The following is a 25538-nucleotide window of genomic DNA, read 5'->3' as shown; positions in this document are numbered from 1 at the left end:
AGCAGAACTTCGGCCCGCACATCGAGCAGAAATGCGCGACCTTGTGCGCGTCCTTGGGCAGGGTCTCGTCGTGGTAGGCGCGGGCCGTGTCCGGGTCGAGCCCGAGGTTGAACTGGTCCTCCCAGCGGAAGTCGAAGCGGGCGCGGGACAGGGCGTCGTCGCGCAGTTGCGCCGCCGGGTGGCCCTTGGCGAGATCGGCGGCGTGGGCGGCGATCTTGTAGGTGATGACGCCGGTCTTCACGTCGTCGCGGTTGGGCAGGCCCAGATGCTCCTTAGGCGTGACGTAGCAGAGCATCGCGCAGCCGAACCAGCCGATCATCGCCGCGCCGATCCCGGAGGTGATGTGGTCGTAGCCCGGCGCGATGTCGGTGGTCAGGGGCCCGAGCGTGTAGAACGGCGCCTCGCCGCATTCGGCGAGCTGCTTCTCCATGTTGAGCTTGACCTTGTGCATCGGCACGTGGCCCGGCCCTTCGATCATCACCTGGCAACCCTTGTTCCAGGCGATCTTGGTGAGTTCGCCCAGCGTCTCCAGCTCGGCGAACTGCGCCGCGTCGTTGGCATCCGCGATCGAACCGGGCCGCAACCCGTCGCCGAGCGAGAACGACACGTCGTAGGCCCGGCAGATGTCGCAGATCTCCTCGAAGCGCTCGTAGAGGAACGATTCCCGGTGGCCCGCAAGGCACCACCGCGCCATGATCGAGCCGCCGCGGGAGACGATGCCCGTCACGCGCCGAGCGGTCAGCGGAACGTGAGCCAAGCGCACACCGGCGTGGATCGTGAAGTAGTCGATGCCCTGCTCGGCCTGCTCGATGAGGGTGTCCTTGAACACCTCCCAGTCGAGCTTGAGCGGGTCGCCGCCGACCTTCTCCAGCGCCTGGTAGATCGGGACGGTGCCGATCGGCACGGGGGCGTTGCGGATGATCCACGAGCGGATGTTGTGGATGTTGCGCCCCGTCGACAGGTCCATGACCGTGTCGGCGCCCCAGCGGATCGACCAGACCAGCTTCTCCACTTCTTCCGCCGCCGAGGAGGTGACGGCCGAGTTGCCGATGTTGGCGTTGATCTTCACCAGGAAGTTCCGGCCGATCGCCATCGGCTCCAGCTCGGTGTGGTTGATGTTGGCCGGGATGATGGCGCGCCCGCGCGCCACCTCGTCGCGCACGAATTCCGGCGTGATGAAGGGCGGGATCGAGGCGCCGAAGCTTTCCCCATCCGCCAAGGCGGCTTTGGCCCCCTCGAGCATCGCCTCCCGACATGCATTCTCGCGGTGCGCCACGAACATCATCTCCTCGGTGATGATCCCGGCGCGGGCGAACTCGTACTGCGTCGCCATCTGGCCGGGGCCGGCCCTGCGGATGATCCGCTCGGCGGGGCACGGAGCCACGAGCTTGTCGGCGGGCACGAAGCCGTTGTCCTCGGGCTTGACCGCGCGGGGCTGGACGGCCGCGAAGCCGCGCTTGGCCAGCCACGGCTCGCGCACGCCCGTCAGCCCCCGGGCGAGGTCGATCCGGGCATCCGTCTCGGTGTAGGGGCCGGAGGGATCGTAGACGCGCACCGGCGCCTCGCTCGCATCGCTCAGCACGATCTCGCGGAACGGCACGCGGATGTCGTCACGGCCGGCGACGGTCGCGTAGACTTTGCGCGAGCCGGTGACCGGCCCCGTGGTCACGGTCTCGGGGCTTCCCGAGACTTCCTTTGCCTTCACGTCTTTGGGCAGGACGGGCGCGTTCATCGTGGGTCTCTCCCGGCGTTGGGGCGATCCGTCACGGTGCGGCGCTGAGATGAGGCGGCGGACGCGCGAGACGTGGCGCCGCAGGTTCCCGTCCCTCCGCCGGTATGAGCCGGATCAGGTTCAAGGGTCAGGACTTCGGGTCCACTCTCAGCCCCCCGGATGCGGGGCCCCCCTCGGAATGTCTTAAACTTCCGCGTCCCATCCGGCTTTGTCAATCCGCGCCTTCGTCCGGGACGCGGTCATCGTCCCGGCGGCCTTCGCGTCACCACCGGGACGCGAGCCGCAGCGCCTCCCGCACCAGGGCGCCGTCGGGCTCGGTCAGCGCGTGGTAGATCGTGAAGTGGTTCAGCCCGGCCAGCGCCAGAACCCGGCCGACAGGATCGACCGCGCGGCGGTGCGCGTGCAGCGCGCGCCCGTCGCTCACGAGCGCGGCCAGCTCATCGGCGCCGAAGGCCAGCGACAGCGGCTTGGAGGTCGGCGGCAACCGCAGCGGCGACAGCGCCGCGATCTCCGCCCCGGTCAGGCGCAGCTTCGCGTCGAGGTACGTGTCGCGGATCGGCCCCAGCTCGTAGGCGCCGGAGAAGGCGAGACCGGCGCGGACCGTCGGGTGCGACAGGTTCAGGATCGCCAGGAGCGCCCCCGCCGACCAGCCCGCGAGGAGGACCGGACCGGAGATGCCGTGGGCGGCGCCGTTGTCCCGCAGCCAGTCGAGCGCGGTGCCGATCTCCCCGACGATCCGCGTCAGGCTCGCCTCGGGCGCGAGCGTGTAGCCGGGCAGCGCGACCGACCAGCCGTGCGCGGAAAGGCCCGCGGCCGCGACGGCGTTCTCCTCACGGGCGCCGAACTGCCACCAGCCGCCGTGGACGAACACGAAGCAAGGCGCGGCCGGGTCGGCGGCGGGGAACAGGTCCCACTTCGTGCGCACAGCCGGGGCGTAGGGGATGTCCAGGTGGGCCGGATGCGCCGCGCGCCACGCCGCGGACGCGGCGATCCTCCGCGCCGTGAGGTCTCCCACATCGAGAACGGCCGCGCCGTTGTCGTAGGCCGCGTCGCATTGGGCCTGGGTCAGGACTGTCATCGACGCGCTCCTATCCGCGGCGCCGTGCCGAATTTGGGTCTGGCCGCGCCGCCGCGGACCGGAGAGGCCGGCTCAAGGTGACCGAGGACCGTCCGCGCGTCGAGGCCCGTCCCGCCCGCGATCTCGGTGCGGCGACAGGCTCCTGTTCCGGCTCGGCGCATGTGCGCGTCTGGCGGGGCGCGGGTGCCCCGTCAGGTCTTCGTTGGCGCGATTTCGCCCGACGCCGCGAACCGGCGGCCGAAGATCGACGAAGGCGTGCCGAATCGCACATCCTGCGAAAGATCCGTGCCAACCTGCCTATGTACGAGGCAGGGATCCTGAGCTCGAAGCTCAAGCTGCTGAGAAGCAACGCTCTTGCGTAGTGCTTCGCCGCACGCCCGCATCCGGGATCTGGCACCATCACGACTTAGGACGCAGTGAATGCACATTTTTATTGCATAAACTGATGATTCACGCGGCAGGCATGCACAAAATACAGGAACTTGGAGCGGCGTGGCTGCTTATCTGCGGCACCTGAACAAACCTGGAAACCAAGCCATGACCGCACGCATCATCCTGGGCGCCGCCCTCGGCCTCGCCCTGACCTCCTCCGCCTTTGCGCAGAGCTACAACGCCCCGGCCGGCATCCCGGCCGCGGCCGCCCCCGGCGGCCTCGAAGGCCGTGCCGCCCTGCCGAACCTCCTCGATGCGCAGGGCCGCGACCCGCGCGGTTACGCGCCGCGCGGCTACGTCGTCGAGGACGGCCTCGTCACGGGTTCGCTGCGCGGGCAGCGCGGCGAGCGGGTCGGCGCCGGCCGCTGACGCTCGACGGCGGGGGCCGGAGACGGTCGCCCGCGGCAGGGCTGAGCGGGTCCGCAGGGTTCGTCCTGCGGACCCGCTCGACGCTCATGCCAACATTGCGCGGGTGCGCTCCGAACATCGCCCCGGCGACGGGGATACGCCGCGTTCGAGGCGCTTCGTCGTGACGAACCGATCGTGTGACCGTCTCGGCCTCGCGCCGCATCGCGGGCCAACTTTTCAACTCCATCGAATGTTTCGTTCGATTTAATTCGGGTTTTCCGACGATCCGTCCGGAGCCATCTTCCGTCCATCAGCTGGCGGCCGAGGTGGCCGCCACCGCTTCAGATCAACGGAGTCCACCATGTCCCGTATCCTCACCGCGTCCGTGCTCGCCCTCTCGCTCCTGACCGCCGGCACGGCCGCGCAGGCGCAGAGCTACACCGCGCCCGCCGGCATCCCGGCTCAGGCCGCACAGAGCGGCGCGGCTTGGCAGAACGGCACGTCTCGGTACGGCAGCGATCGCTTCGGCGACGACCGCCGGACCAGCGTCGCGCCGAGCGCTGACGACGCCCTGACGACGGGCTCGGTCGTCCGCAGCCGTCGCGGCGAGCCGACCCGTCGCTGAGCACCAACGCGGGCGGGAAGAGCCGCCCGCAGCCTCCACCCGGGAGCCGGTTCCGCCGTCGCGGGACCGGCTTCGTCGTTTCCCGGACTCCGCTTCGGACGAGGCGGCGCCGCGCTTGCTTGTCGAGACCATCGCGGCGCCGGGCGCCGACCGTGCGAGGACATCGGCATGCAGGGTCCCGGAACACCGACGCTCGACCAATTGCGGGTCTTCCTGTGCGTGGTCGAGGCCGGCAGCTTCGCGGCGGCCGGGCGCCGCCTCCATCGTGCGACCTCCGTGGTCAGCTACGCCATCGCCAACCTGGAGCAGCAGCTCGGCCTGCCGCTCTTCGACCGCGAGGCGACGCGCAAGCCCCAGTTGACCGAGGCCGGCCGCGCCGTGCTCGCGGAGGCGCGCACCGTCGCGCACGGGATCGACGCGCTGCGCGCCAAGGTCAGCGGCCTGCTCGGCGGCCTGGAATCCGAGGTGAACATCGTCGTCGACGTGATGCTGCCGATCGCCCGGCTCGTCGACGCGCTCCGGAGCTTCCAGGAGACCTTCCCGACGGTCGACCTCCGGCTGCACGTCGAGTCGCTCGGCGCCGTCACGCAGTACGTGGTCGAGCGCCGGGCCATCGTCGGCATCAGCGGCCCGCTGCACACGGGCATCGACATCATCGAGCGGACCGCCGTCGGGTCGGTCGAGATGGTGCCGGTCGCAGCACCCACGCACCCCCTCGCCCGCGCCGCGGTCAACGCGCCCGGAGACGCGCGCGACCACACGCAGCTCGTGCTCTCCGACCGCTCGCCCCTGACGACGGGCCGGGACTTCGCGGTGCACGCGACCCACACGTGGCGGCTGGCCGACCTCGGCGCCAAGCACGCGCTGCTATTGTCCGGAATCGGCTGGGGCAGCATGCCGAGGCCCCGGGTCGAGGCGGATCTCGCCGCGGGCCGGCTCGTCCTGCTGGACATCCCGGAGATGATGCAGCGGCGGCTCGACTTCAGCGCGATCTATCGCACCGACACGCCGCCGGGACCCGCCGCGCGCTGGCTGATCCGGCGGCTGGCCGAGCAGGCGGAGGCCGACCTGTCGAAGTCCGACATGTTCGCGATCCCGCGCTACGCGGAACTGTCCGCTTCCATACCGACGACCTGAGCGGCTCCGCGCGAACCGGCGGCGGCCTGCGCCGCAGTCCTCAGGCCGCCTCGAACAGCGGCACCTGACGCATCTCCGGCACCAGCACCAGCCCCTTGTCAGTGATGCGGATCTGCGGGATCACCGAGAGCGGGATCAGGTTGAAGCCCATGTAGGGGATCGTGCAGCCGGCGCGCGCCCACGCCGCCTTCAGCCCCCGCACCGCCTCGGCGACGGCGCCGACGCGCGCGTCCGAGAGCAGCCCGGCGACCGGCAGCGGCACCATCGCCGCGACCGTCCCGTCCTCGACGACGCAGACGCCGCCCTGGTGCCCCGCGATCGCCGCGACCGCGACGCGCATGTCGGCCTCGTTCAGCCCGGCGACGATCAGGTTGTGCGAATCGTGCCCGACGCTGCTCGCCACCGCTCCGCGCTTCAGGCCGAAGGCGCGCAGCAGGCCGTGGGCGACGTGACCGGCGAGCCCGTGCCGCTCGATCACCGCGACGTGGCAGAGGTCGTGGTCCGCGAGGGTCCGCGCCCAGTCCGGGCCCGGCGCGAGGGCGACGCGCTCGTGGGTCAGCTCGATGCCGGGCAGCGTCGTGCGGATGGCGTTGACCGTGCAGGGCGCGGACGGGAGCGGCGGCACCAGGGCCGGCAACGGATCGGGCAGGCGCACCGTGGCGTAGGCGCGGGCCGGGTAGCGGTAGGGCCGCGCGAGCGCCTCTTCCAGGCGGGGGGTGGGCCGGCGGTCCTCCACCACGCATTCGCCGCCGTACCACGTCGCGCGCGGCACGAGGTCGTCGTCGAGCAGCACGAGGTCGGCCCGCCGCCCGCCGCCCAGGCCGCCGATCTCCCCGTCGAGGCCGTAGCGGGTCGCCGGGTGCAGCGAGCCCATCGCCCAGGCCGCCGCCTTCGGGATGCCCATCCGCACCGCCTCCCGCACCACCCAGTCGAGCCCGAAGGCGAGGAGGTCCTCGGCGTCGCGGTCGTCGGTGCAGACGCAGACCCGCTTCCAGGCCGCGCCGTAATCCGTCACCGTGCCGATCGCCCGGGGCAGGCTGTGCCAGGGCGTCGTCGGCGGCCCGCCGCGCAGGAAGATCCACAGGCCGGCCTCCAGGAGGTCGTCGGCGATGTCCCGGTCGATCGCCTCGTGGGTGTCGGTGACGCCGCTCGCCGCGTAGGCGGCGACGAAGTCGCGGCCGTAGACGTGGCCCGAGACCGGGCGCCCGCGCTCCAGGGCCGCGGCGATGATCGCGTGCGCCCGGGCATCGCCCGTGGCCACGGCGACGAAGTCCATCTTCTCGCCCAGGGCCAGCGCCTCGGGCCACGCGTCGAAGAGGGCCGCGATCTTCTCCGGCGTCAGGTCGCCGCCCGCGGTCTCGAACGCGGCCGTCGTCGCGGGCACGGTGCTCGGCACGGTGAGGTAGATGTTGAGGGGCGCCGCGCGGGAATCCTCCAGCATCCACGCGACGCCGTCGGCGTCGAGGACGTTGCCGATCTCGTGGCTGTCGCAGACGATCGTCGTGGTGCCGTTGATCAGCGCGGCCTCGGCGTAGGCGCAGGCGGTGACCATGCTGCTCTCGATGTGCAGGTGCGGGTCGACGAGCCCCGGCGCGATCAGGCCGCCGGCCGCGTCGTAGCGCGGCGCTGCGCCCCGGTGGCTGCCCGCTTGCTTCACCGCGGCGATGCGCCCGCCCGAAATCCAGACCTCGCGCTCGGGCAGGATGCGCTCGGAGTAGGTCGAGAGCGCCCGCGCGCCGGTGATGACGAGGTCCGGCTCCGCGGCGCCGCGGGCGACCTCGGCGAGGCGTCGCGTCATGGTCGCGAGTGGTGCGACGGAGAAGCGGGTCAGCGGCGCGGAACGGGTCATCGGGTCCTTCGAACTCCGGGAACGGATGGCGGGGCGGGCACGCATCATGCCACGGTCCCGCCGCTCAGGCCGGACGCGGCGTCCCGAACCGGGCGTCCGCGCGGAGATCCGCGGCGCACGCCCCTTGCGTCCCGCCGCGGAACCCGGGCGAGATCCATGCGCATCCTCCTGATCAATCCGAACACGAGCGCGGGCGTGACCGACCTCGTCGCAGGCCATGTCCGGTCCATCGCCGGGGAGGCCGTCGACCTCGTGCCCGTGACGGCCCGCTTCGGCGCACGCTACATCGCGAGCCGCGCGTCGCTGGCGATCGCGGGACACGCCGCCCTCGACTGCCTCGCCGCGCACGTCGCGGGGTGCGATGCGGTCTACCTCGCCTGCTTCGGCGATCCGGGCCTAGCCGCGCTGCGCGAGGTCGCGCCCGTGCCGGTGGTCGGCATGGTCGAGGCGTCCTGCCGAGCGGCGGCGGACCGGCCCGGGCGCTTCGCCATCGTGACGGGCGGGACCCTGTGGCCGCCGATCCTCGCCGAGATGGTCACAACGCTCGGCCTGTCCGGACGGTTTGCCGGCGTGCGCGCCATTGCGCCGACGGGGGCTGAGATCGCGCGCGAGCCCGACGCGGCCCTCGACCGGCTGGCCGCGGCGTGCCGGGCCTGCGCGGAGGACGGCGCCGAGACCGTGATCCTCGGCGGCGCGGCGCTCGCCGGCTTGAGCCGACGGCTCCAGCCCCGCGTCCCCGTGCCCGTGATCTGCTCGGTCGAGGCCGGCACCCGCGCGGTGCTCGCCGCGGCGGGCATGCCGGGTGGTGGTGCCGCGCGCGCTCCGGCGGAGAGCGTCGGCCTCAGCCCTGCGCTGGCACACATGCTCGCCCGCGCATGAGGCATTCCCTGCCCGATCGTGCGCCTGCTGACCGGGCGGCATCGGGCCGATCGAAAATCGGCCCGATGCCGCCTCCGACCAACCCGATCCCGCACTGCTCCGACCGCTCATCGAGGACCCGCCCGTGCCCGAATGCCTCGCTTTCCGCCTGCCCGCCCGGCATCCCGCCGACGTCTCCGGCCTTGCCGCGCTGATCGAATCCGGGCGGGTCGCGGCGCGGGAGATCGTGGCGATCTTCGGCAAGACGGAGGGCAACGGCTGCGTCAACGACTTCTCGCGCCCACTCGCCGTGGCCGCGCTCGAGGCCGCGCTCGCGGATCACCTCGGCTGCGCGCCGGAGGCGGTCGGACGGCGCGTCGCCCTGGTCATGTCGGGCGGCACCGAGGGCGGGCTCTCGCCCCACCTCCTCGTCCTGGCACGGCGCGAGACCGCGGAGGCGGGGGAGCGCGCCGCGAAGGCCCTCGCGGTCGGCGTCGCCTTCACCGACGACGTTCGTCCCGAGGCGATCGGGCGCATGGCGCAGATCCGCGCCACCGCCGCGGCGGTCGCGCGCGCCATGGCCTCGGCGGGCCTGACGGACCCGGCCGACGTTCACCTCGTCCAGGTGAAGTGCCCGCTGCTGACGAGCGCGCGCATCGCCGAGGCCGAGGGGCGCGGGCACGGGACCGTCACCCGCGACACCTACGCCTCGATGGGCTTCTCGCGCGGCGCCTCGGCGCTCGGCATCGGGCTCGCCCTCGGGGAAATCGCCGAGGCCGACCTCGACGACGGCGCGGTCTGCGCGCGGCGCGACCTGTTCTCCGGCCGCGCCAGCGCCTCGGCGGGCATCGAGCTGATGCGCAACGAGGTGATCGTGCTCGGCAACGCCCCCGGCTGGAGCGGACCCTGCGCCATCGCGCACCGCGTCATGCGGGACGGCATCGATCTGTCCGCGGTCCGGGACGCGCTCACCGACCTGGGGCTCGCGGCCGCGGGCCAGCTCGCGCCGGAGCAGGCCGGGCGGGTCGTCGCCCTGCTCGCCAAGGCCGAGCCGTCGCGCGACGGTTGCATCCGGGGCCTGCGCCACGTCATGAACGACGACAGCGACATCAACGCGACCCGCCACGCCCGCGCCCTGGTCGGCGGGGTCGCGGCCGCCGTGATCGGACGCACCGACCTGTTCGTCTCGGGCGGCGCCGAGCACCAGGGGCCGGACGGCGGCGGGCCGGTGGCGATCATCGCCCGCATCAAGGATTGAGGAACCATGCCCGCGTTCGACCTCGCGATCCGCGGCGGCACCGTGGTCACCGCCACCGACACGATCCGCGCCGATGTCGGCGTCCGCGGCGGGCGCATCGCGGCGGTCGCCGACCGGATCGCGGATGCCGCGCGCGTGATCGACGCGGGCGGCCTGCTCGTCCTGCCCGGCGGCATCGACAGCCACGTCCACATCGCCCAGCCCTCCGGGCCCGGCATCGTCATGGCCGACGATTTCGCCTCGGCGACGCGGGCCGCCGCCGCGGGCGGCAACACCTGCGTCATGCCCTTCGCACTCCAGCCGCGCGGCGCTAGCCTGTGCGAGGCCGCGACCGCATACCGGGCGCAGGCTGTGGGCCGGTGCCACGTCGACGTGGCCATCCACCTGATCGTGTCCGATCCGACGCCCGCCGTGCTCGGCCAGGAGCTGCCGGCGCTGATCGCGGCCGGCTACACCTCGTTCAAGGTCTTCATGACCTACGACGACCTCGTCCTGAACGACCGCCAGATCCTCGACGTGTTCGCGGTGGCCCGCAGCACCGGCGCCCGCGTGATGGTCCACGCCGAGGGCTACGACGCGATCCGCCACATGACCGAGCGCCTGGAGCGGGCCGGGCAGACCTCGCCCTACGGCCACGCCCTGTCCCGCCCCGAACTCGTCGAGCGCGAGGCGACGCACCGGGCGATCAGCCACGCCGAACTCGTCGACCTGCCGATCGTGATCGTGCACGTCTCCGGGCGCGAGGCGATGGAGCAGGTGGCCTGGACCCGCGCGCGCGGGCTGGAGATCCACGCCGAGACCTGCCCGCAATACCTTACCCTCAACGCCGAGGCGATGAAGGGCCTCGGCTCGGACGACGCCATGGCCGGCGCCAAGTACGTCTGCTCGCCGCCGCCCCGCGATGCCGGCAACCAGGCCGCGATCTGGTCGGGCCTCCAGCGCGGGGTCTTCGAGATCGTCTACTCCGACCATTGCCCGTTCCGCTACGCGGACGAGGCCGGCAAGCTGAACCCGCGCGGGAGAACCTCCTTCCGCTGGATTCCGAACGGCATCCCCGGCATCGAGACCCGGCTGCCGGTCCTGTTCTCCGAAGGGGTCTCGAAGGGCCGGATCTCGCTCAACCGCTTCGTGGCGCTCACGGCGACCAACCACGCCAAGCTCTATGGGCTCTACCCCCGCAAGGGCTCGATCGGCCCCGGTTTCGATGCCGACCTCACGCTGTGGGACCCGAACCGGTGCGAGACGATCCGGCAGGAAAACCTTCACCACGGCGCGGACTACACGCCCTGGGAGGGCTTTCCCGTCACCGGCTGGCCGGTGATGACGATCGTGCGCGGCGAGGTCGTCGCCGAGGCGGGCCGCGTCGTCGGGGAGCCCGGATGGGGCCAGGTCATCGACCGCACGGTCGATCGCGGCGGCATGGCCGCCTGAGGCCGGGTCTCGAAGCCCGCCCCCGAGGCGTCGGGCCCCTCCGAGGCCACGAGCCATGATCCTGCGGCGCACGGCATCGTGGCACGCCGCTTGCTGATTGGAATATCGGACCACATGGTCAAACTCGGGGTGGAACCATGACCCTCCTTCACGTGCCCGTCATCGACCTCGCGCCCTACCGCGAGGGAACGCCGGAGGGCCGGGCCGCGGTGGCGGCCCAGGTCGATCAGGCCTGCCGGGACATCGGCTTCCTCGTCGTGTCCGGCCACGGCATCCCCGAAGACCTCATCGCGCGGACCTACGAGGTCTCGCGGGCCTTCTTCGCCCGGCCCCACGCGGAGAAGCTCGCGGTCGATCGTCCGGCGCCGGATCAGGTCCGCGGCTACAGCGCCGTCGGCGGCGAGGGGCTGTCCTTCAGCCTCGACGAGCCGACACCGCCGGACATCAAGGAATCCCTGTCGATCGGCCCGGTCGACGTGCCTGGGAACGATCCGTACTACGTCGGCGAGGCCGCCGGGCCGCACTTCGCCAGGAATATCTGGCCGACCGAGCCGGCAGAGCTGAAGACGGTCTGGGAGGCGTACTTCCGGGCGGTCGACGCGCTGGCGCGGGACCTGATGCGGATCTTCGCCCTGGCGCTGAAGCTCGACGAGAATTACTTCGACGCGACCATCGATCGCAACATCTCGATGATGCGGGTGCTGCGCTACCCGGCGCAGACGAGCCTGCCGCTTCCGGGGCAACTGCGGGCCGGCGCGCACTCGGATTACGGCAGCATGACGATCCTGCGCAAGGAGCTCTCCGACAAGAGCCTGCAGGTGAAGAACAAGCTCGGCGAGTGGGTCGACGTGCCGGTGATCCCGGGGACGTTCATCGTCAACATCGGCGACCTCATGCAGCAATGGACCAACGACGTCTGGTCCTCGACGGTGCACCGCGTCGTCAACCCGGAGTTCGGCTCGCCGGAGAACGTGGACCGCCTGTCGATCGTCTTCTTCCATCAGCCGAACTACGACGCGGCGGTGACCTGCCTGCCGACCTGCCAGGGCCCCGAGCGCCCGGCGAAGTACGCCTCCGTCTCGTCCGGGGACCACCTGCGCAGCAAGTTCGTCAAGCAGACGACCTTCGGCAAGGGCGAGAAGGCCGCCTGACGTGGCCAGCCCCCCCGCGGCGACGCTCTCCTACGTCAACGTCTTCACCCGCGACCTCCAGGCCCTGCCGGACTTCTACCGGTCGGTCTTCGGGTTCGCGGAGGTCGAGGCGATCCGCTCGCCGATCTTCCGGGGGCTCGACGCGGGCGGCACGTGCATCGGCTTCAACGCCCAGGAGGCCTACGGCCTTCTGGGGCTCGCCGCGCACGCCGACGCGACGGGCGTCAGCTTCCTGCTGAACTTCGATGTCGCGGGGCGGGCGGAGGTCGATGCGCTCGTGCCCGTCGCGGTGGCGGCCGGAGCGAGCCTGATCAAGCCGCCCTACGAGACCTACTACCACTGGTATCAGGCCGTCCTCACCGATCCGGAGGAAAACGTCTTCCGGATCAACACGGTCCTATGAGGGCCTCGGTCGACGGCCGCGTCACGATGAGCGCCGAAGCCGAACGGCGCCGAGGTTCCCGAAGCCTCTTCGCGCGGGGCGGACACCGGCGCGCGCGAAGACGATGCGACGTCACGAGGCTTCAACCCATTTCCACCCGGCCCCGCACCGACGGGGCCGTCCAACCGGGGGTTTGCACGACATGATCCGATCCGTTCTCAAGGCCCTGACCGCAGGAACCGTCTGCCTCCTGCTGTCGACCCTGCCGGGCGCGGCGGCGCCGTTCAAGCTCAAGGGCGAGCCCAAAATCGCCATGGTGCTCTTCGGGGAGAAGAACGACGGCGGCTGGTCCCAGGCCGCCGAGGAGGCGCGCGTGCGCATCGAGGCGGCGCTTGGCCTCAAGATCCCGGTCGTGGAGGGCGTGAAGGAGAACGCCACCGCCATCCGCCCCGTGGTCGAGCTCTTCATCAAGCGCGGGCACAACATCATCCTCGGCACGGCGTTCGGCTACTCCGACACCTTCAAGGAACTCGCCGAGAAGTATCCCGACGTCGCCTTCCTCAACCTGTCGGGGACCACCAACGGCCCGAACCTCGAAGCCGTCTACGGGCGCACCTACGAGAGCCAGTACCTGTGCGGCATGGCCGCGGGCGCCGCCTCGAAGACCGGCAAGCTCGGCTTCGTGGCCGCCAACCCGTTCGGCGTGGTGAACTGGACGATCAGCGCCTACGAACTCGGGGCGCGCAAGATGAACCCCAACGCCACCCTCAACGTGATCTACACCGGCGCCTGGAACGATCCGGTCAAGGAGCGGGCGGCGGCGCAGGCGCTCTTCGAGCAGGGCATCGACGTGCTGGGCCAGCACGTGGACACGCCGGCCACCCAGATCGTCGCGCAGGAGCGCGGCATCCTCGGCACCGGCCACCACCGCGACATGCGCGCGTTCGCGCCGAAGGCCACGATCTGCTCCTCGGTCTGGACGTGGGACAAGTTCTTCATCCCCGAGATCAAGAAGGTCATCGCCGGCACCTGGGAGCCCGGGCCCTACGGCGCCTTCATCACCATCAAGAACGGCGGCACCGACATCGCCTGCTGCGGCGCGGCGGTGCCCAAGGAGGCCGCCGACAAGATCATGGCCGAGCGCCAAGCCATCGTCGACGGCAAGCAGGTCTTCGCCGGCCCGCTGGCGGACGGCAGCGGCCGGGAGCGCGTGGCGGCCGGTCAAGTGCTCAGCGACGCCGATCTCTGGAAGATGGATTGGTTCGTCAAGGGCGTGACCACCCAGAAGTAGCACCCGGGCGCACACCACTGTCAGGCAAGGGAGGCGGCCCCGTCCATGGTCCCGGCACTCGAACTCCTCGGCGTCTCGAAGACCTTCGACGGATTCCAGGCGCTGACCGGGGCGGATTTTGCCGTCCTCCCCGGCGAGGTTCACGCGCTCCTGGGCGAGAACGGCGCCGGCAAGTCGACCCTGATGAACGTCGCGGCCGGGCTGTACCGGCCCGACGGGGGCCGCATCCGCGTGCGCGGGGCCGAGGTCGAGATTGCCGGGCCCGTCGCGGCGCGGCGCCTCGGGATCGGCATGGTCCACCAGCACTACAAGCTCGTGAAGGCCTTCAACGCCGTCGAGAACATCCTGCTCGCCCGCGGGGGGCGGCGCTACGGGCGGGGCCTCGCCGAGGTCGAGGCGGCGATCCGCGCCCAGGGCGAGGCCGTGGGCTTCTCGGTCGACCTGACCCGCCCGGTGGGCAGCCTGTCGGTGGCCGAACAGCAGCGCATCGAGATCCTGAAGGTCCTGGTCGAGGGCGCGCGCATCCTCATCCTCGACGAGCCCACCGCCGTCCTCACCGATCGCGAGGCGGAAGGCCTGCTCGCGACCATGCGCGCGCTGGCCGGCAAGGGCGCGGCCGTCGTCCTCGTCACGCACAAGCTCGGCGAGGTGATGCGCCACGCCGACCGCGTCACGGTCATGCGCGGCGGCCGCGTCGTGGGAAGCGCCGACCCCGCCGGCCTCTCGGCCGCGTCCCTCACCGAGATGGTGGTGGGCGCCACGACCCGCCAGGAGCGCCGTCCCGGCGCCGGCGCCGGCGCGCCGGTCCTCGACATCGCCGGCCTCGTGGGCACCCGCGCGGACGGCCTGCGCACCCTCAACGGCGCCAGCCTCACGGTCCGCCGGGGCGAGATCTACGGCATCGCCGGGGTCGGCGGGAACGGCCAGACCGAGCTCGCCGAGGTGCTGATGGGGGTGCGCCGGCCGCAGGCCGGACGCATCCTTCTCGACGGCGACGACATCACCGCGGCCCCGCCCCGCCTGCGCCGCGCCCGCGGCCTCGTCGCCATCCCCGCCGACCGTCAGACCTACGCGCTCGCCGGCGAGCTCTCGGTGGCGGACAACTACGCGGTGAGCGGCATCGGCTCGGGACGCTTCGGCGGCTGGCTGCGGGTGGACCGCGCCGCGGTCCGGGCCGGCACCCTGGCCGCCCTCGCGGCCTTCGACGTGCGCGGCGCGCGCAGCCCGCGCCAGAAGGCGAGCCTGCTCTCCGGCGGCAACGCGCAGAAGCTCGTCATCGCCCGCGAGTTCGCGCAGGCCCCGCGCTTCGTCGTCGCGCACAGCCCGGCCCGCGGCCTCGACGTGCGCGCGGCCCTCGACGTGCACCACCGCCTGCGCGAAGCCCGCGACGCGGGCGCCGGCGTGCTCCTGATCAGCGAGGACCTCGACGAGGTGATGCTCGTCGCCGACCGCATCGGCGTGATGAGCCGGGGCGCCATCGTCGGCGAGTTCACGGCCCCGGCCGACCGGCAGGCCATCGGCGCGGCGATGGTGCACCATGCCTGACGCGCGGCCCGAGGCCCTCGCCATCCCGTCCGGCGCCATCCGGCGCGTCTCCGAGCCGCCCCGCCGGGGGCGGGTGAGCGTCGAGATCCGCCAGCACGCCCCGGGCTGGTACCAGGCCCTGCTGCTGGCCGGCGGCATCGGGGCGGGCCTCGCCGTGGCCGCGGCGATCCTGGTGGCGACGGGCGTGGGCCTGTCCGACCTCGTCCAGGAGTTCGTCGTCGCGGTGGTGACGAACCCGACCAACCTCTCGGCCGTGCTCGTCCAGGCGGCGCCCCTGGCGATCGTGGGGCTTTCCGCCGCGGTGGCGTTCCGGGTGCGGTTCTGGAACATCGGCATCGAGGGCCAGATGATCTTCGGCGCCGTTGCCGCGACCGCCGTGGCGATCCACGACGTCGGACCCGCCCCCGTCCGCATCGTCCTGATGCTGCTGGCCAGCGCGGCCGCCGGCACGGCCTGGATGCTCGCGCCAGCCCTCCTCAAGATCCGCCTCGGGCTCAACGAGATCATCTCGACGCTGCTCCTGAACTACGTCGCGTTCAACGCCCTCCTGCACCTGCTCTACGGCCCGTGGCGCGATCCGGCGAGCAGCTTCCCGAACTCCGAGCAGTACGACGCCGCCGAGCGCCTGGGCCCACTCGGCTGGGAGAACCTGACCTGGGCGCTGCCCCTGGCGGTCGCCCTCATCGCCCTCGGCTGGTGGTTCCTCGCCGTCAGCCGCTTCGGGTTCCTCGCCCGCGTGGCGGAGGCCAACCCGCGCCTCGGCGAGGCGCAGGGCCTGCCGATGACCGGGGTGATCCTGTCCGCCGCCCTGCTCTCGGGGGCGCTCGCCGGCATCGCCGGGTTCACCGTCTGCGCCGGGGTCGAGTACCGGATGACCCAGTCGTTCTTCAGCGGCTACGGCTTCTCGGGCATCCTGATCGCGTTCCTGGCGCGCAACGATCCCCTCGGCGCGCTGGCGGCCTCCGTCCTCGTCGGGGTGCTGTTCGTGGCCGGGCAGAGCCTCCAGGTGTTCTACGCCGTCCCCGCATCGATGGTGCAGCTCATCCAGGCGGTGATCGTCATCTGCGTGGCCGCGTCCGACTTCTTCGTCCACCACCGGGTGCGGTGGGTCTCGGGGCGGGGGTCGGATGGCTGACTTCCTCGTCCACTGGCTCGCCAACACGCCGGGCTTCGCCCTGCCCTACGCCTTCGCGGCCCTGGGCCTCATCATCACGGAGAAGGCGGGCGTGCTCTCGCTCGGGGCGGAGGGCTTCCTGCTCGTCGGCGCCATGAGCGGCATCGGCGTCATCCTCGGCGTCGGCGACCATCCGTTCCTCGCCCTCGGGGCCGCCGCCGCCGGCGCCGCCCTCCTGTCCCTCCTGTTCTCGTTCCTCGTGGTCACTCTGCGGGTGAACCAAGTCATCGGCGGCCTCGCCCTCGTCTTCCTCGCGCAGGGGCTCACGGGCGTGATCGCCACGCGCCAGGGCTGGACGAACCGGCCCGTCGCGGGCCTCGGGCCGCTGCCGCTCGGCCCGCTTGCCGACATCCCCGGGCTCGGGCCGATCCTGTTCGGCCACGACCTCGTCGTCTACCTCACGGTGCCGCTGTTTGCGCTGGCGACCTGGGCGCTGGCGCGCACGATGGTCGGTTTGAAGCTGCGCGCGGTCGGGGACGGGCCCGACGCCGCCGACGCCGCCGGCGTCGGGGTCGCGGCGACCCGCTACGGCGCGGTCGCGGCCGGGGCCGCCCTCGTCGGCCTCGCCGGAGGCTACCTGTCGGTGGGCGTGGCCAAGATCTGGGTCGAGGGCATGGCCGGCGGGCGCGGCTGGATCGCGGTCGCCCTCGTCATCTTCGCGCGCTGGCAGCCCTGGCGGGCGCTGGCCGGCGCGTTCCTGTTCGGCGGCATCGAGGCGCTGATCCCGCGCATCGCCGCGGTCGGCCTCCCGCTGCCGCAGTACGTCGTGCTGATGACGCCCTACCTCGCGACCCTGGCCGTGATGGTCTGGACCTGTCTCCGCCAGGACGGCCGGGGCCACGAGCCGCGGGCCCTCGGCATCGCCCACCTGCGCGAGGAACGGCGCTGAGGCCGGGCGCTCTCGCCGGGTGAATGGATGGGCGACAGCTCAATTTCTTATATAATGATCGAAATAATTGATGGTTCGCGACAATCCCGCGCGCAGCGGCACCGTGGGCTCCCAACCGAGAAGAGCTTTTGCCTTCGAAATGTCGGGCCGGCGCTGGCGCGGATCGTCCGGCGGCAGCGGGCGTGTCACGATCTTCGACGACGAGTTCGTCATCTCGATGATGAGTTCCGCAAGCTGAAGCATCGTAAATTCGCCGGGATTGCCGATGTTGATCGGACCCGTAATCTCCGGTCCCGTCTCCATGAGCGCGAGGAAGCCGTCGATGAGATCATCGACGTAACAGAAGGATCGCGTCTGCGATCCATCCCCGTAGATGGTCAGGTCGCTGCCCTTCAGGGCCTGAACGATGAAGTTGGAGACGACGCGTCCATCGTTCGGGTGCATGCGCGGCCCGTAGGTGTTGAAGATGCGCACTACCTTGATCGGCAGCTTGTGCTGGCGGTAGTAATCGAAGAACAGGGTCTCGGCGCACCGCTTGCCCTCGTCGTAACAGGAGCGGAAGCCGATCGGATTGACGCGCCCCCAGTATTCTTCAGGCTGCGGATGAACCTCGGGGTCTCCGTACACTTCCGACGTCGAGGCCTGGAACACCTTGGCCTTTACGCGCTTGGCAAGGCCAAGCATGTTGATCGCGCCGACGACGCTCGTCTTGGTCGTCTGTACGGGATCGAATTGATAATGCACGGGCGAGGCTGGGCAAGCAAGATTGTAGATTTCGTCGACTTCGACGTAGAGCGGAAATGTGATGTCGTGCCTCATCATCTCGAAACGCGGATTGTCGATGAGGTGAGCGATGTTGCGGCGCGTGCCCGTGAAGAAATTGTCCACGCAAAGAACTTCATGTCCCTGATCGAGAATCTTCTCGCAGAGATGCGATCCCAGGAAACCGGCTCCGCCCGTGACGAGGACTTTCTTCGTGTTGGCGTACCGCACGTGGTGGATCTCCGAGTTCGGGCAGGCGATGGCGGCGAGCGAACAAGCCTTCCGTCAAAGGACGGCCAGCCTCGATACGACGAAGAGCCGGGCCCCTCATCCTGCCGCTTGCGGTAGAGGTTTCGTCGGTCGACGAGTAATGCCCGAGTCATGGTTGTGCGCGGGCGTTCGAGTCAAGCGCGCGGCAGGCGTTCCACGCGGGTGACGAGAACGAAGGTGTCCTCGGCGCTGGCGGTCCTGAGCCAGGAAGAGCCTGGGCCGGAGCCTCTTCGCCGACGGCATTGAAGCGGCGTGCCGTTTCTGCCATAAGCCGGCCCGCGTGGAACCGCCCGGCCGGTTAGGGCTGCCGTGGCGGTTCATGCTGCTCCACCAGAAGCATCCATCGAGCGCACCCCTCCGGCCGTCGTCGGACCGTCAGGGGTTTCGCGCAGCGGAGAGCCAAATGCCCAAGCTGAAGACGAAATCGGGCGCCAAGAAGCGCTTCAAGATCACCGGGACCGGCAAGGTCATGTACGCCCAGGCGGGCAAGCGCCACGGGATGATCAAGCGGACGACGAAGCAGATCCGCAACCTGCGCGGCACCACGACCCTGTTCGAGGGCGATGCCGCCAACGTGAAGAAGTACTTTTTGCCGAACAGCCGGTAAGCCTTCACGCACGCCGAGACTGACTTCATCTGATCCAGGAGAGACCCCATGGCCCGCGTCAAGCGCGGCGTGACCAGTCACGCGAAGCACAAGAAAGTCCTCAAGGCCGCCCGCGGCTATTACGGCCGGCGCAAGAACACGATCCGCATCGCCAAGCAGGCGGTCGAGAAGGGCATGCAGTATGCCTACCGCGACCGCAAGAACAAGAAGCGCAGCTTCCGCGCCCTCTGGATTCAGCGCCTGAACGCGGCGGTCCGCGAGCACGGCCTGACCTACTCGCGCTTCATCGACGGCCTGTCGAAGTCCGGCATCGAAGTCGACCGCAAGGCCCTGTCGGACTTGGCGATCCACGAGCCGGCGAGCTTCGCCGTCGTGGTCGAGAAGGCCAAGGCCGCGCTCCCAGCCCCCGCGGCCAAGGCCGCCTGAGCCTCATCCGCGCGACGATCCGGGCCAGGGCGCGGCGCTTCCCGGGGGAGCGTTGCGCCTTCGTCGTGCGCGCGCGGCACCCCACGCGGCGCGTGCCCTGAACCGCGACAGGACGGCGATGACCGATCTCGACACCCTCGAACGCGATCTCCTGGACCAAGTCGCCGCCGCTGCCGACGAGGCGGCGCTCGAGGGATTGCGCGTGGCGGCCCTCGGCAAGAAGGGCAGCGTCTCCGACCTGCTGAAGACGCTGGGTGCGATGAGCCCGGACGAGCGCAGGGTTCGCGGCCCGCTGATCAACGGCCTGCGCGACCGGGTTCAGGACGCGCTGGCGCGGCGCCGCGCGGCGCTGGCGGAGGCGGCGCTGGAGGCGCGGCTCGCGGCCGAGCGCATCGACGTGTCGCTGCCCGTCCGCGAGGCCCCGGAGGCGCGCGGCCGCATCCACCCGATCAGCCACGTCATCGACGAGATCACCGCGATCTTCTCCGGGATGGGCTTCTCGGTGGCGGAGGGGCCCGACATCGAGACGGACGAATTGAACTTCACCGCGCTGAACTTCCCGCCAGGCCACCCGGCGCGCGAGATGCACGACACCTTCTTCCTGGCGCCCGATCGCGACGGGCAGCGCAAGGTGCTGCGCACCCACACCTCGCCGGTCCAGATCCGCACCATGCGCGCGCAGGCGCCGCCGATCCGGGTGATCATCCCGGGGCGGACCTACCGGCACGATTCCGACCAGACCCACACGCCGATGTTCCATCAGGTCGAGGGGCTGGTGATCGACAGGGCGGCCAACATCGCCAACCTGAAATGGGTGCTGGAGGCGTTCTGCAAGGCGTTCTTCGAGGTCGAGAACGTCAAGATGCGCTTTCGGCCGTCGTTCTTCCCCTTCACGGAACCGTCGGCGGAGGTCGACATCCAGTGCGCGCGGAAGGGGGGCGAGATCCGCTTCGGCGAGGGGCAGGATTGGCTGGAAATCCTCGGCTGCGGCATGGTCCACCCGAACGTGCTCCGGAATTGCGGGCTCGACCCCGACGCCGTCCAAGGCTTCGCCTTCGGCGTCGGCATCGACCGCATCGCCATGCTCAAGTACGGCATGCCGGACCTGCGCCCGTTCTTCGAGGCGGACGTGCGCTGGCTGGAGCATTACGGCTTCCGCCCGCTCGACGTGCCGAGCCTAGTCGGCGGGCTGACGGGATAGGTTCTACGTAAGGGAGGTCGTGGTGCTGACGACGATCGAAATACGCGATCTCGCCGACGAGGTTTTGCGCGCGAAGCTCGGACCTTTCGGATTCGAGCGGTCCGACGTCGCCGACGACGTAGATATCGACGGCGAACAGGCCGTGCGCGTGACGGCTCACTTCCTTCCCGGATCTGGACCGGCAGACGCCCCATCGGTGATGGCAGCCCTTACAGAACTGCGTGCGCGTCTGAAGCGGGAAGGCGAAGCGCGCTTTCCCTTCGTTCGCTACGCCTATCCCGACGACGATATGCCGTATGCGGATCCTGAGGATTTCGAACCGTGACAGCGAAGACTCGCAATCCGCTTGCGAGTGGGTTGCTCGAAGTCGCGGAACATCTGGCGCAGATCCGTAGCCGCCGTATCGTGGAGCAGGCCGCCTTCAGGCGCGCAATCAGCAGCGCCTACTACGCGGCGTTCCACACGCTCTGCCAAATCTGTGCCGAAGGCTTAGGTCTGTGGACTTCGGCCCCTGACGATCTGGAGCCAATCTACCGCAACCTGGAGCATTCCAAGGCCCGCGAAGTTTTGAGTTCCGCCAAGGCGAGGGCGCTGCACGAGGACATCGAGCGGATTGGCGATGTTCTCCTCGAGCTTCGCCGATTACGAGAGAACGCTGATTACAGTCAACCTGGCCGCTTCGGAGCAACGCAGAGGCTTCTGACACGCAGCGAGACCCAAACGTTGATTGCTCTCGCGGAAGGTGCGGTCCTTCTGCTCGATGGACTACCTCTCGATGCACGCCGCAGACTGGCAGTGATGTTAACCGTCAGATCCAGCCGGCGGTAAGATTTCAAGGTATCCCATGAAATTCACCCTCTCCTGGCTCAAGGACCACCTCGACACCGAGGCGTCCCTCGACACCATCAGTGAGACGCTCACCCGGATCGGGCTGGAGGTCGAGGGCATCGCGGACAAGGCCGCCGCGCTGAGGCCCTACGTGGTCGCGCGGGTGGTCGAGGCCGCGCAGCACCCGAATGCGGATCGCCTGCGGGTCTGCACGGTCGACGTTGGCGATGGGGCACCCGTGCAGGTCGTCTGCGGCGCGCCCAACGCCCGGGCCGGGATGCTCTCGGTGTTCGCAGCCCCCGGCACCTACGTGCCGGGCAAGGACATGACCCTGTCCGTCGGCACCATCCGCGGCGTCGAGAGCCGCGGCATGCTGTGCTCCGCGGCGGAATTGGGCCTGGGCGAGGATCACGACGGCATCCTCGACCTGCCCGCCGACGCGCCCGTCGGCGGCGCCTACGCGTCCTACGCCGGCCTCGACGACCCGGTCATCGAGATCAACCTCACCCCCAACCGGCCCGACTGCGCCTCGGTCCACGGCATCGCCCGGGATCTGGCCGCCACCGGCATCGGCGCCCTCCGGCACGCGAGCCCGCCGCGAATCCGCGGCGAGGGCCCGTGCCCGGTGCCGGTGACGCTGGACCTCGCGCCGGCCCACGCCGACCTCTGCCCGCACGTCGCCCTGCGGCTCGTGCGGGGTGTGCGGAACGGGCCGTCGCCGGCCTGGATGCAGGCGCGCCTGCGCGCCGTCGGCCTGCGCCCGATCAACGCGCTCGTCGACATCACCAACTACGTGACCTTCGACCGCGGCCGGCCGTTGCACGTCTTCGACGCGGCCAAGGTGGCCGGCGGCCTCGTCGTCCGGCTCGCGCGGGAGGGTGAGCGTTTGAGGGCCCTCGACGGCCGCACGCACGCGCTCGCGCCCGAGATGGTGGTGATCGCCGACGACAACGGCGTCGAATCGGTCGCCGGCATCATCGGCGGCGCAGCCTCGGGCTGCGACGCGGCGACCACCGACGTGCTCATCGAGTCGGCCCTGTGGAACCCGGCCAACATCGCCCAGACCGGGCGCCGGCTCGGCGTTGTCACCGATGCGCGCTACCGCTTCGAGCGCGGCGTCGATCCGGCCTTCACGCTGCCGGGGCTCGACCTCGCGACGCGGTGGGTGCTCGACCTCTGCGGCGGCAGCCCGACCGAGGCGACGGTGGCGGGCGGGATGCCCGAGACCGACCGGGTCATCGACTTCCCCTGGACGGAGGTGCGGCGCCTCGCCGGCCTGGATCTGTCGCGCGTCGAGATGAAGGTGACCCTGGAAACGCTGGGCTTCCACGTCGCCGGCACGGGGGACCGGGTGAAGGTGCTGGCCCCCTCCTGGCGGCCCGACATCGCGGGGAAAGCCGACCTCGTCGAGGAGATCATCCGCATCGCCGGCCTCGACCGGATCGAGCCGAAGCCCCTGGCGCCCCTGGCGGGATTGGTGCCGCCGGCGCTCACGGTGATCCAGACGCGCACCCGCCGCGCCAAGCGCGCGCTGGCAAGCCGCGGGCTGATGGAGGCGGTGACGTGGTCGTTCATCCCACACGCCGACGCGGTGCTGTTCGGCGGCGGCGGGGCCGATCTCGCGCTCGCCAACCCGATCGCCGCGGACCTCTCGGACATGCGCCCGAGCCTCGTGCCGGGGCTCCTGCGGGCGGCCCAGCGCAACGCCGACCGCGGCTATCCCGACGTCGCCCTGTTCGAGGTCGGCCAGTGCTTCGTCGGCGACGCGCCGGAGGGGCAGAGCATCCGCGCGGCCGCCGTGCGGCGGGGCACGGCGAACCTCGCCGGCGGCGGGCGTCACTGGGACGGTTCGGCCGCGACGGTCGACGCCTTCCAGGCCAAGGCCGACGCGCTGGCGCTGCTCGCCGCCCTCGGCATCCCGACCGGCGGCCTCCAGGTCGCGGCCGGCGGCCCGGGCTGGCTGCATCCCGGCCGCGCGGGCACGCTTCAGTTCGGCCCGAAGAACCCGGTGGGCCATTTCGGCGAGGTGCATCCGCAGGTGATGCGGGCGCTCGACCTGAAGGGCACGCTGGTCGCCTTCGAGATCGTGCTCGACGCGGTCCCGCCGCCCAAGCACCGGGCGACCCGGACGAAGGGCGCGCTCGTGCTGCCCGAGTTCCAGCCGGTCTCGCGCGACTTCGCCTTCGTCGTCGGCCGCGACGTGGCGGCGGGCGATGTCGTCCGGGCGGCGCAGGGGGCCGAGCGCAAGCTCGTGGCAGGCATCGACGTGTTCGACGTCTACGAGGGCGCCGGCATCCCGGAGGGCTGCAAGTCGGTCGCCATCGCGGTGCGGCTGCAGCCGGTCGAGCGGACGCTGACCGATGCGGAGATCGAGGCGGTGGCTGCGCGGATCGTCGCCGAGGTCGGCCGCAGGACCGGCGCGACGCTGCGCGCCTGACCGCGATCCTTGGTCCCGCGGATGGCCGCGGCGAAGAATGCCGTTGGCCGAAGAGGAGGCAAGCACCGGCATGACCGACGACGCGACCCTGGTCCGCGACCTGTCCGCGGCCGACCACCTGCCCGAGGCGGCCCTGCGGCGGGCGTTGGCTGAACCCGAGGCGGTCGCAGGGGAGACCCTGCGCCTGCTGGCGGCGGCGGCCGAGGGCGCCGAGTTGGAGGCCGGCGCGCAGAACCTGATGTTCTGGGGCCTGCACGTGCTGGCGCACGGGCGGGACACCCGCGCGCTGGCGCCGCTCCTCGCCCTGCTCCGCCAGGACGGCGACACGATCGACGCGCTCCTGGGCGACGCCGTCACCACCACCCTGCCGCGGGTGGTCGCGAGCCTGTTCGACGGGGAGACGGCCCCTCTGTTCGCGCGGATCCTCGACAGCACCGGCGACGGGGCCGTCCGGACCGCGCTGTTCTCGGCCTGCGTCTTCCTCGCCCACGAGGGTCGGATCGGGCGGGACGCGGTCCGCGCGCTGCTGGTCCGCTTCGACGACGCACAGGCGGCGATCGAGGGCGACATGGCCTGGATCGGCTGGGAGGAGGCGATCGCCTACCTCGGGTTTCGCGATCTCGCCCCCCGCGCGGAGGCCGCCCGCCGCGATCGTCGCATCACCGACGAATTCAGCGACGCGCAGTGGTTCAGGGACACCCTGCGTGCGGCCGAGCGGAAGCCGAACGATCGCGCGCGCCTCGACCCCCGGCACCACGGCGACCTCGACGATCCGATCGGCCAGCTCGCCTGGACCCGGGAGGGGGCGGGCCTGCCCCAGCGCAACCCGTTCAAGGATGTCGGCCGCAACGATCCCTGCCCCTGCGGCAGCGGATTGAAGTTCAAGAAGTGCTGCCTCGGCAGGCAAGCGATGGCGCCGTCAGGATTCTGACGGAACCGTCCCGCTGAGCGGGTTCGCCGCGTCCCAGCCGTAGCTCAGCGTTTCGAACCGCATGGCGCGGGCATCGACCATCAGCAGGCGGCCGACCAGGGGCTCGCCGAAGCCGACGACCGCGCGGATCACCTCCATCGCCATGAGCGAGCCCATCACGCCGGCGAGCGCGCCGAGCACGCCCGCCTCGGCGCACGCGGGCACGCTGCCGGGCGGCGGCGGGGTCGGGAACAGGCAGCGGTAGGTCGGGTTGGGGCGCCCGTCCGGCCCGGTCTCGTGGGCACGGATCGTGGTCAGCGTCCCGTCGAACTGGCCGAGCGCCGCCGTGACGAGGGGGCGCCCCGCGCGGTAGCAGGCGTCGGACACCGCGTAGCGCGTGGCGAAGTTGTCGGAGCCGTCGGCGACGACGTCGTAGTCGCCCGCCAGCGCCTGCGCGCTCCGCGCGTCGATCCGGAACGGGTGCGCCACCACCTGGACATGCGGGTTCAGGCGGGCCACCGCGTCGGTCGCGCTCTCGACCTTGGGCCGGCCGATGTCGGGCGTGCTGTGGATCACCTGCCGCTGGAGGTTCGAGAGCGAGACCGCGTCGTCGTCAACGATGCCGATCGTGCCGACGCCGGCGGCCGCGAGATACTGGATCAACGGCGCGCCGAGGCCGCCGGCGCCGATCACGAGGATTCGGGCCGCCCTCAGCCTCGCCTGCCCCGGACCGCCGACCTCGCGCAACACGAGGTGCCGGGCGTAGCGTTCGACCTCGTCCGGACTCAGCGCCATGCGCGGCCGGACTGTGGCTTGGACGCCATCATACCCACCGGTCGATCATCCGGTCGGCAGGACCGGCACACCGGGCAAGGTTCGGATCTCGTCACGCGGCCGGGCGATACCGCGCTCGGACC

General features: G+C 71.1%; 24 protein-coding genes and 1 riboswitch. Of the genes, 19 read left to right on the top strand and 5 right to left on the bottom strand.

The annotated features are described in order from the left end of the window. Positions 1–1732 (bottom strand): phosphomethylpyrimidine synthase ThiC (gene thiC / locus ACFE8Y_RS02245; protein ID WP_375462758.1); only part of this gene is annotated, 1732 nt, incomplete at its 3' end. Between the two features lie 74 nt (positions 1733–1806). Further along, positions 1807–1916: riboswitch (TPP riboswitch) on the bottom strand. 78 nt (positions 1917–1994) lie between these two features. Next, positions 1995–2810 (bottom strand): alpha/beta hydrolase, encoded by an 816-nt coding sequence (locus ACFE8Y_RS02240; RefSeq protein ID WP_375462757.1) that lies wholly within the window; start codon positions 2808–2810, stop codon positions 1995–1997. Positions 2811–3347: 537 nt separating this feature from the next. Between ACFE8Y_RS02240 and ACFE8Y_RS02235 the strand changes: the two genes are divergently transcribed. From ACFE8Y_RS02235 to ACFE8Y_RS02225, 3 genes are all read left to right on the top strand, one after another. Continuing rightward, positions 3348–3611, top strand: a complete 264-nt coding sequence (locus tag ACFE8Y_RS02235; RefSeq protein ID WP_375462756.1) for a hypothetical protein — start codon at positions 3348–3350, stop codon at positions 3609–3611. Positions 3612–3951: 340 nt separating this feature from the next. Next, complete coding sequence (locus ACFE8Y_RS02230) at positions 3952–4215, top strand: hypothetical protein (protein ID WP_375462755.1); 264 nt, start codon at positions 3952–3954, stop codon at positions 4213–4215. Positions 4216–4383: 168 nt separating this feature from the next. Continuing rightward, positions 4384–5352: a LysR family transcriptional regulator gene (locus ACFE8Y_RS02225; RefSeq protein WP_375462754.1), complete on the top strand. Its 969-nt coding sequence runs from the start codon at positions 4384–4386 to the stop codon at positions 5350–5352. 40 nt (positions 5353–5392) lie between these two features. Here the strand turns inward: ACFE8Y_RS02225 and ACFE8Y_RS02220 are convergent, their stop codons facing one another. Continuing rightward, entirely contained in the window at positions 5393–7201 is a 1809-nt protein-coding gene (locus ACFE8Y_RS02220) for an adenine deaminase C-terminal domain-containing protein (RefSeq protein ID WP_375462753.1), read from the bottom strand. A 156-nt stretch (positions 7202–7357) separates the two neighbouring features. Between ACFE8Y_RS02220 and ACFE8Y_RS02215 the strand changes: the two genes are divergently transcribed. The 9 genes from ACFE8Y_RS02215 to ACFE8Y_RS02175 all read left to right on the top strand — a co-directional run bounded on the left by ACFE8Y_RS02215 (position 7358) and on the right by ACFE8Y_RS02175 (position 17180). Beyond that, on the top strand, positions 7358–8080 hold the full coding sequence (locus tag ACFE8Y_RS02215) for an aspartate/glutamate racemase family protein (RefSeq protein WP_375462752.1): 723 nt from the start codon (positions 7358–7360) through the stop codon (positions 8078–8080). A gap of 124 nt (positions 8081–8204) precedes the next feature. Further along, positions 8205–9317, top strand: coding sequence for a ring-opening amidohydrolase (locus tag ACFE8Y_RS02210; RefSeq protein WP_375462751.1), 1113 nt, complete (start codon positions 8205–8207; stop codon positions 9315–9317). 6 nt (positions 9318–9323) lie between these two features. Further along, the gene (hydA, locus tag ACFE8Y_RS02205; protein WP_375462750.1) at positions 9324–10748 is read left to right on the top strand and encodes a dihydropyrimidinase; all 1425 of its coding nucleotides are present in this window, start codon (positions 9324–9326) and stop codon (positions 10746–10748) included. Positions 10749–10885: 137 nt separating this feature from the next. Beyond that, positions 10886–11899, top strand: coding sequence for an isopenicillin N synthase family dioxygenase (locus ACFE8Y_RS02200; protein ID WP_375462749.1), 1014 nt, complete (start codon positions 10886–10888; stop codon positions 11897–11899). A gap of 1 nt (position 11900) precedes the next feature. Beyond that, complete coding sequence (locus ACFE8Y_RS02195; RefSeq protein WP_375462748.1) at positions 11901–12302, top strand: VOC family protein; 402 nt, start codon at positions 11901–11903, stop codon at positions 12300–12302. A 181-nt stretch (positions 12303–12483) separates the two neighbouring features. Further along, a complete protein-coding gene (locus ACFE8Y_RS02190) occupies positions 12484–13572 on the top strand; it encodes a BMP family ABC transporter substrate-binding protein (protein ID WP_375462747.1) in 1089 nt (362 codons plus the stop codon). A gap of 45 nt (positions 13573–13617) precedes the next feature. Further along, positions 13618–15117 carry an ABC transporter ATP-binding protein gene (locus tag ACFE8Y_RS02185; RefSeq protein ID WP_375462746.1) on the top strand — a complete coding sequence of 500 codons (1500 nt, stop codon included), beginning with the start codon at positions 13618–13620 and terminating at the stop codon, positions 15115–15117. Further along, positions 15110–16252 (top strand): ABC transporter permease, encoded by a 1143-nt coding sequence (locus tag ACFE8Y_RS02180; RefSeq protein WP_375462745.1) that lies wholly within the window; start codon positions 15110–15112, stop codon positions 16250–16252. Before ACFE8Y_RS02185 ends, ACFE8Y_RS02180 begins: the two co-directional genes overlap by 8 nt. Next, positions 16245–17180 (top strand): ABC transporter permease, encoded by a 936-nt coding sequence (locus ACFE8Y_RS02175; protein ID WP_375462744.1) that lies wholly within the window; start codon positions 16245–16247, stop codon positions 17178–17180. Before ACFE8Y_RS02180 ends, ACFE8Y_RS02175 begins: the two co-directional genes overlap by 8 nt. Before the next feature lie 39 nt (positions 17181–17219). Here ACFE8Y_RS02175 and ACFE8Y_RS02170 read toward each other — a convergent pair whose 3' ends face one another. Further along, a complete protein-coding gene (locus tag ACFE8Y_RS02170) occupies positions 17220–18173 on the bottom strand; it encodes a UDP-glucuronic acid decarboxylase family protein (protein WP_375462743.1) in 954 nt (317 codons plus the stop codon). A gap of 442 nt (positions 18174–18615) precedes the next feature. Between ACFE8Y_RS02170 and rpmI the strand changes: the two genes are divergently transcribed. The 7 genes from rpmI (at position 18616) to ACFE8Y_RS02135 (ending at position 24642) form a co-directional block, all read left to right on the top strand. Beyond that, positions 18616–18819, top strand: coding sequence for a 50S ribosomal protein L35 (gene rpmI, locus ACFE8Y_RS02165; protein WP_018044555.1), 204 nt, complete (start codon positions 18616–18618; stop codon positions 18817–18819). A gap of 48 nt (positions 18820–18867) precedes the next feature. After that, the gene (gene rplT, locus ACFE8Y_RS02160) at positions 18868–19245 is read left to right on the top strand and encodes a 50S ribosomal protein L20 (protein ID WP_375462742.1); all 378 of its coding nucleotides are present in this window, start codon (positions 18868–18870) and stop codon (positions 19243–19245) included. A 118-nt stretch (positions 19246–19363) separates the two neighbouring features. Further along, complete coding sequence (pheS, locus tag ACFE8Y_RS02155) at positions 19364–20446, top strand: phenylalanine--tRNA ligase subunit alpha (protein ID WP_375462741.1); 1083 nt, start codon at positions 19364–19366, stop codon at positions 20444–20446. Positions 20447–20468: 22 nt separating this feature from the next. Then, positions 20469–20771, top strand: coding sequence for a hypothetical protein (locus ACFE8Y_RS02150; protein WP_375462740.1), 303 nt, complete (start codon positions 20469–20471; stop codon positions 20769–20771). Next, positions 20768–21274 carry a hypothetical protein gene (locus ACFE8Y_RS02145; RefSeq protein WP_375462739.1) on the top strand — a complete coding sequence of 169 codons (507 nt, stop codon included), beginning with the start codon at positions 20768–20770 and terminating at the stop codon, positions 21272–21274. The genes ACFE8Y_RS02150 and ACFE8Y_RS02145 overlap by 4 nt, the downstream gene beginning before the upstream one ends. A 16-nt stretch (positions 21275–21290) precedes the next feature. Continuing rightward, positions 21291–23711 (top strand): phenylalanine--tRNA ligase subunit beta, encoded by a 2421-nt coding sequence (gene pheT, locus ACFE8Y_RS02140; protein WP_375462738.1) that lies wholly within the window; start codon positions 21291–21293, stop codon positions 23709–23711. A 70-nt stretch (positions 23712–23781) separates the two neighbouring features. Next, on the top strand, positions 23782–24642 hold the full coding sequence (locus tag ACFE8Y_RS02135) for a DUF1186 domain-containing protein (RefSeq protein WP_375462737.1): 861 nt from the start codon (positions 23782–23784) through the stop codon (positions 24640–24642). Here ACFE8Y_RS02135 and ACFE8Y_RS02130 read toward each other — a convergent pair. Next, positions 24631–25416, bottom strand: a complete 786-nt coding sequence (locus tag ACFE8Y_RS02130; protein ID WP_375462736.1) for a ThiF family adenylyltransferase — start codon at positions 25414–25416, stop codon at positions 24631–24633. The genes ACFE8Y_RS02135 and ACFE8Y_RS02130 overlap by 12 nt on opposite strands. Positions 25417–25538 lie beyond the last annotated feature (122 nt).

The organism is uncultured Methylobacterium sp. (genome assembly GCF_964242245.1).
In the GTDB taxonomy this organism is placed as follows: domain Bacteria; phylum Pseudomonadota; class Alphaproteobacteria; order Rhizobiales; family Beijerinckiaceae; genus Methylobacterium.
The sequence above is the reverse complement of the archived record's forward strand: the minus strand, read 5'-3'. Positions and strand labels throughout refer to the sequence as shown.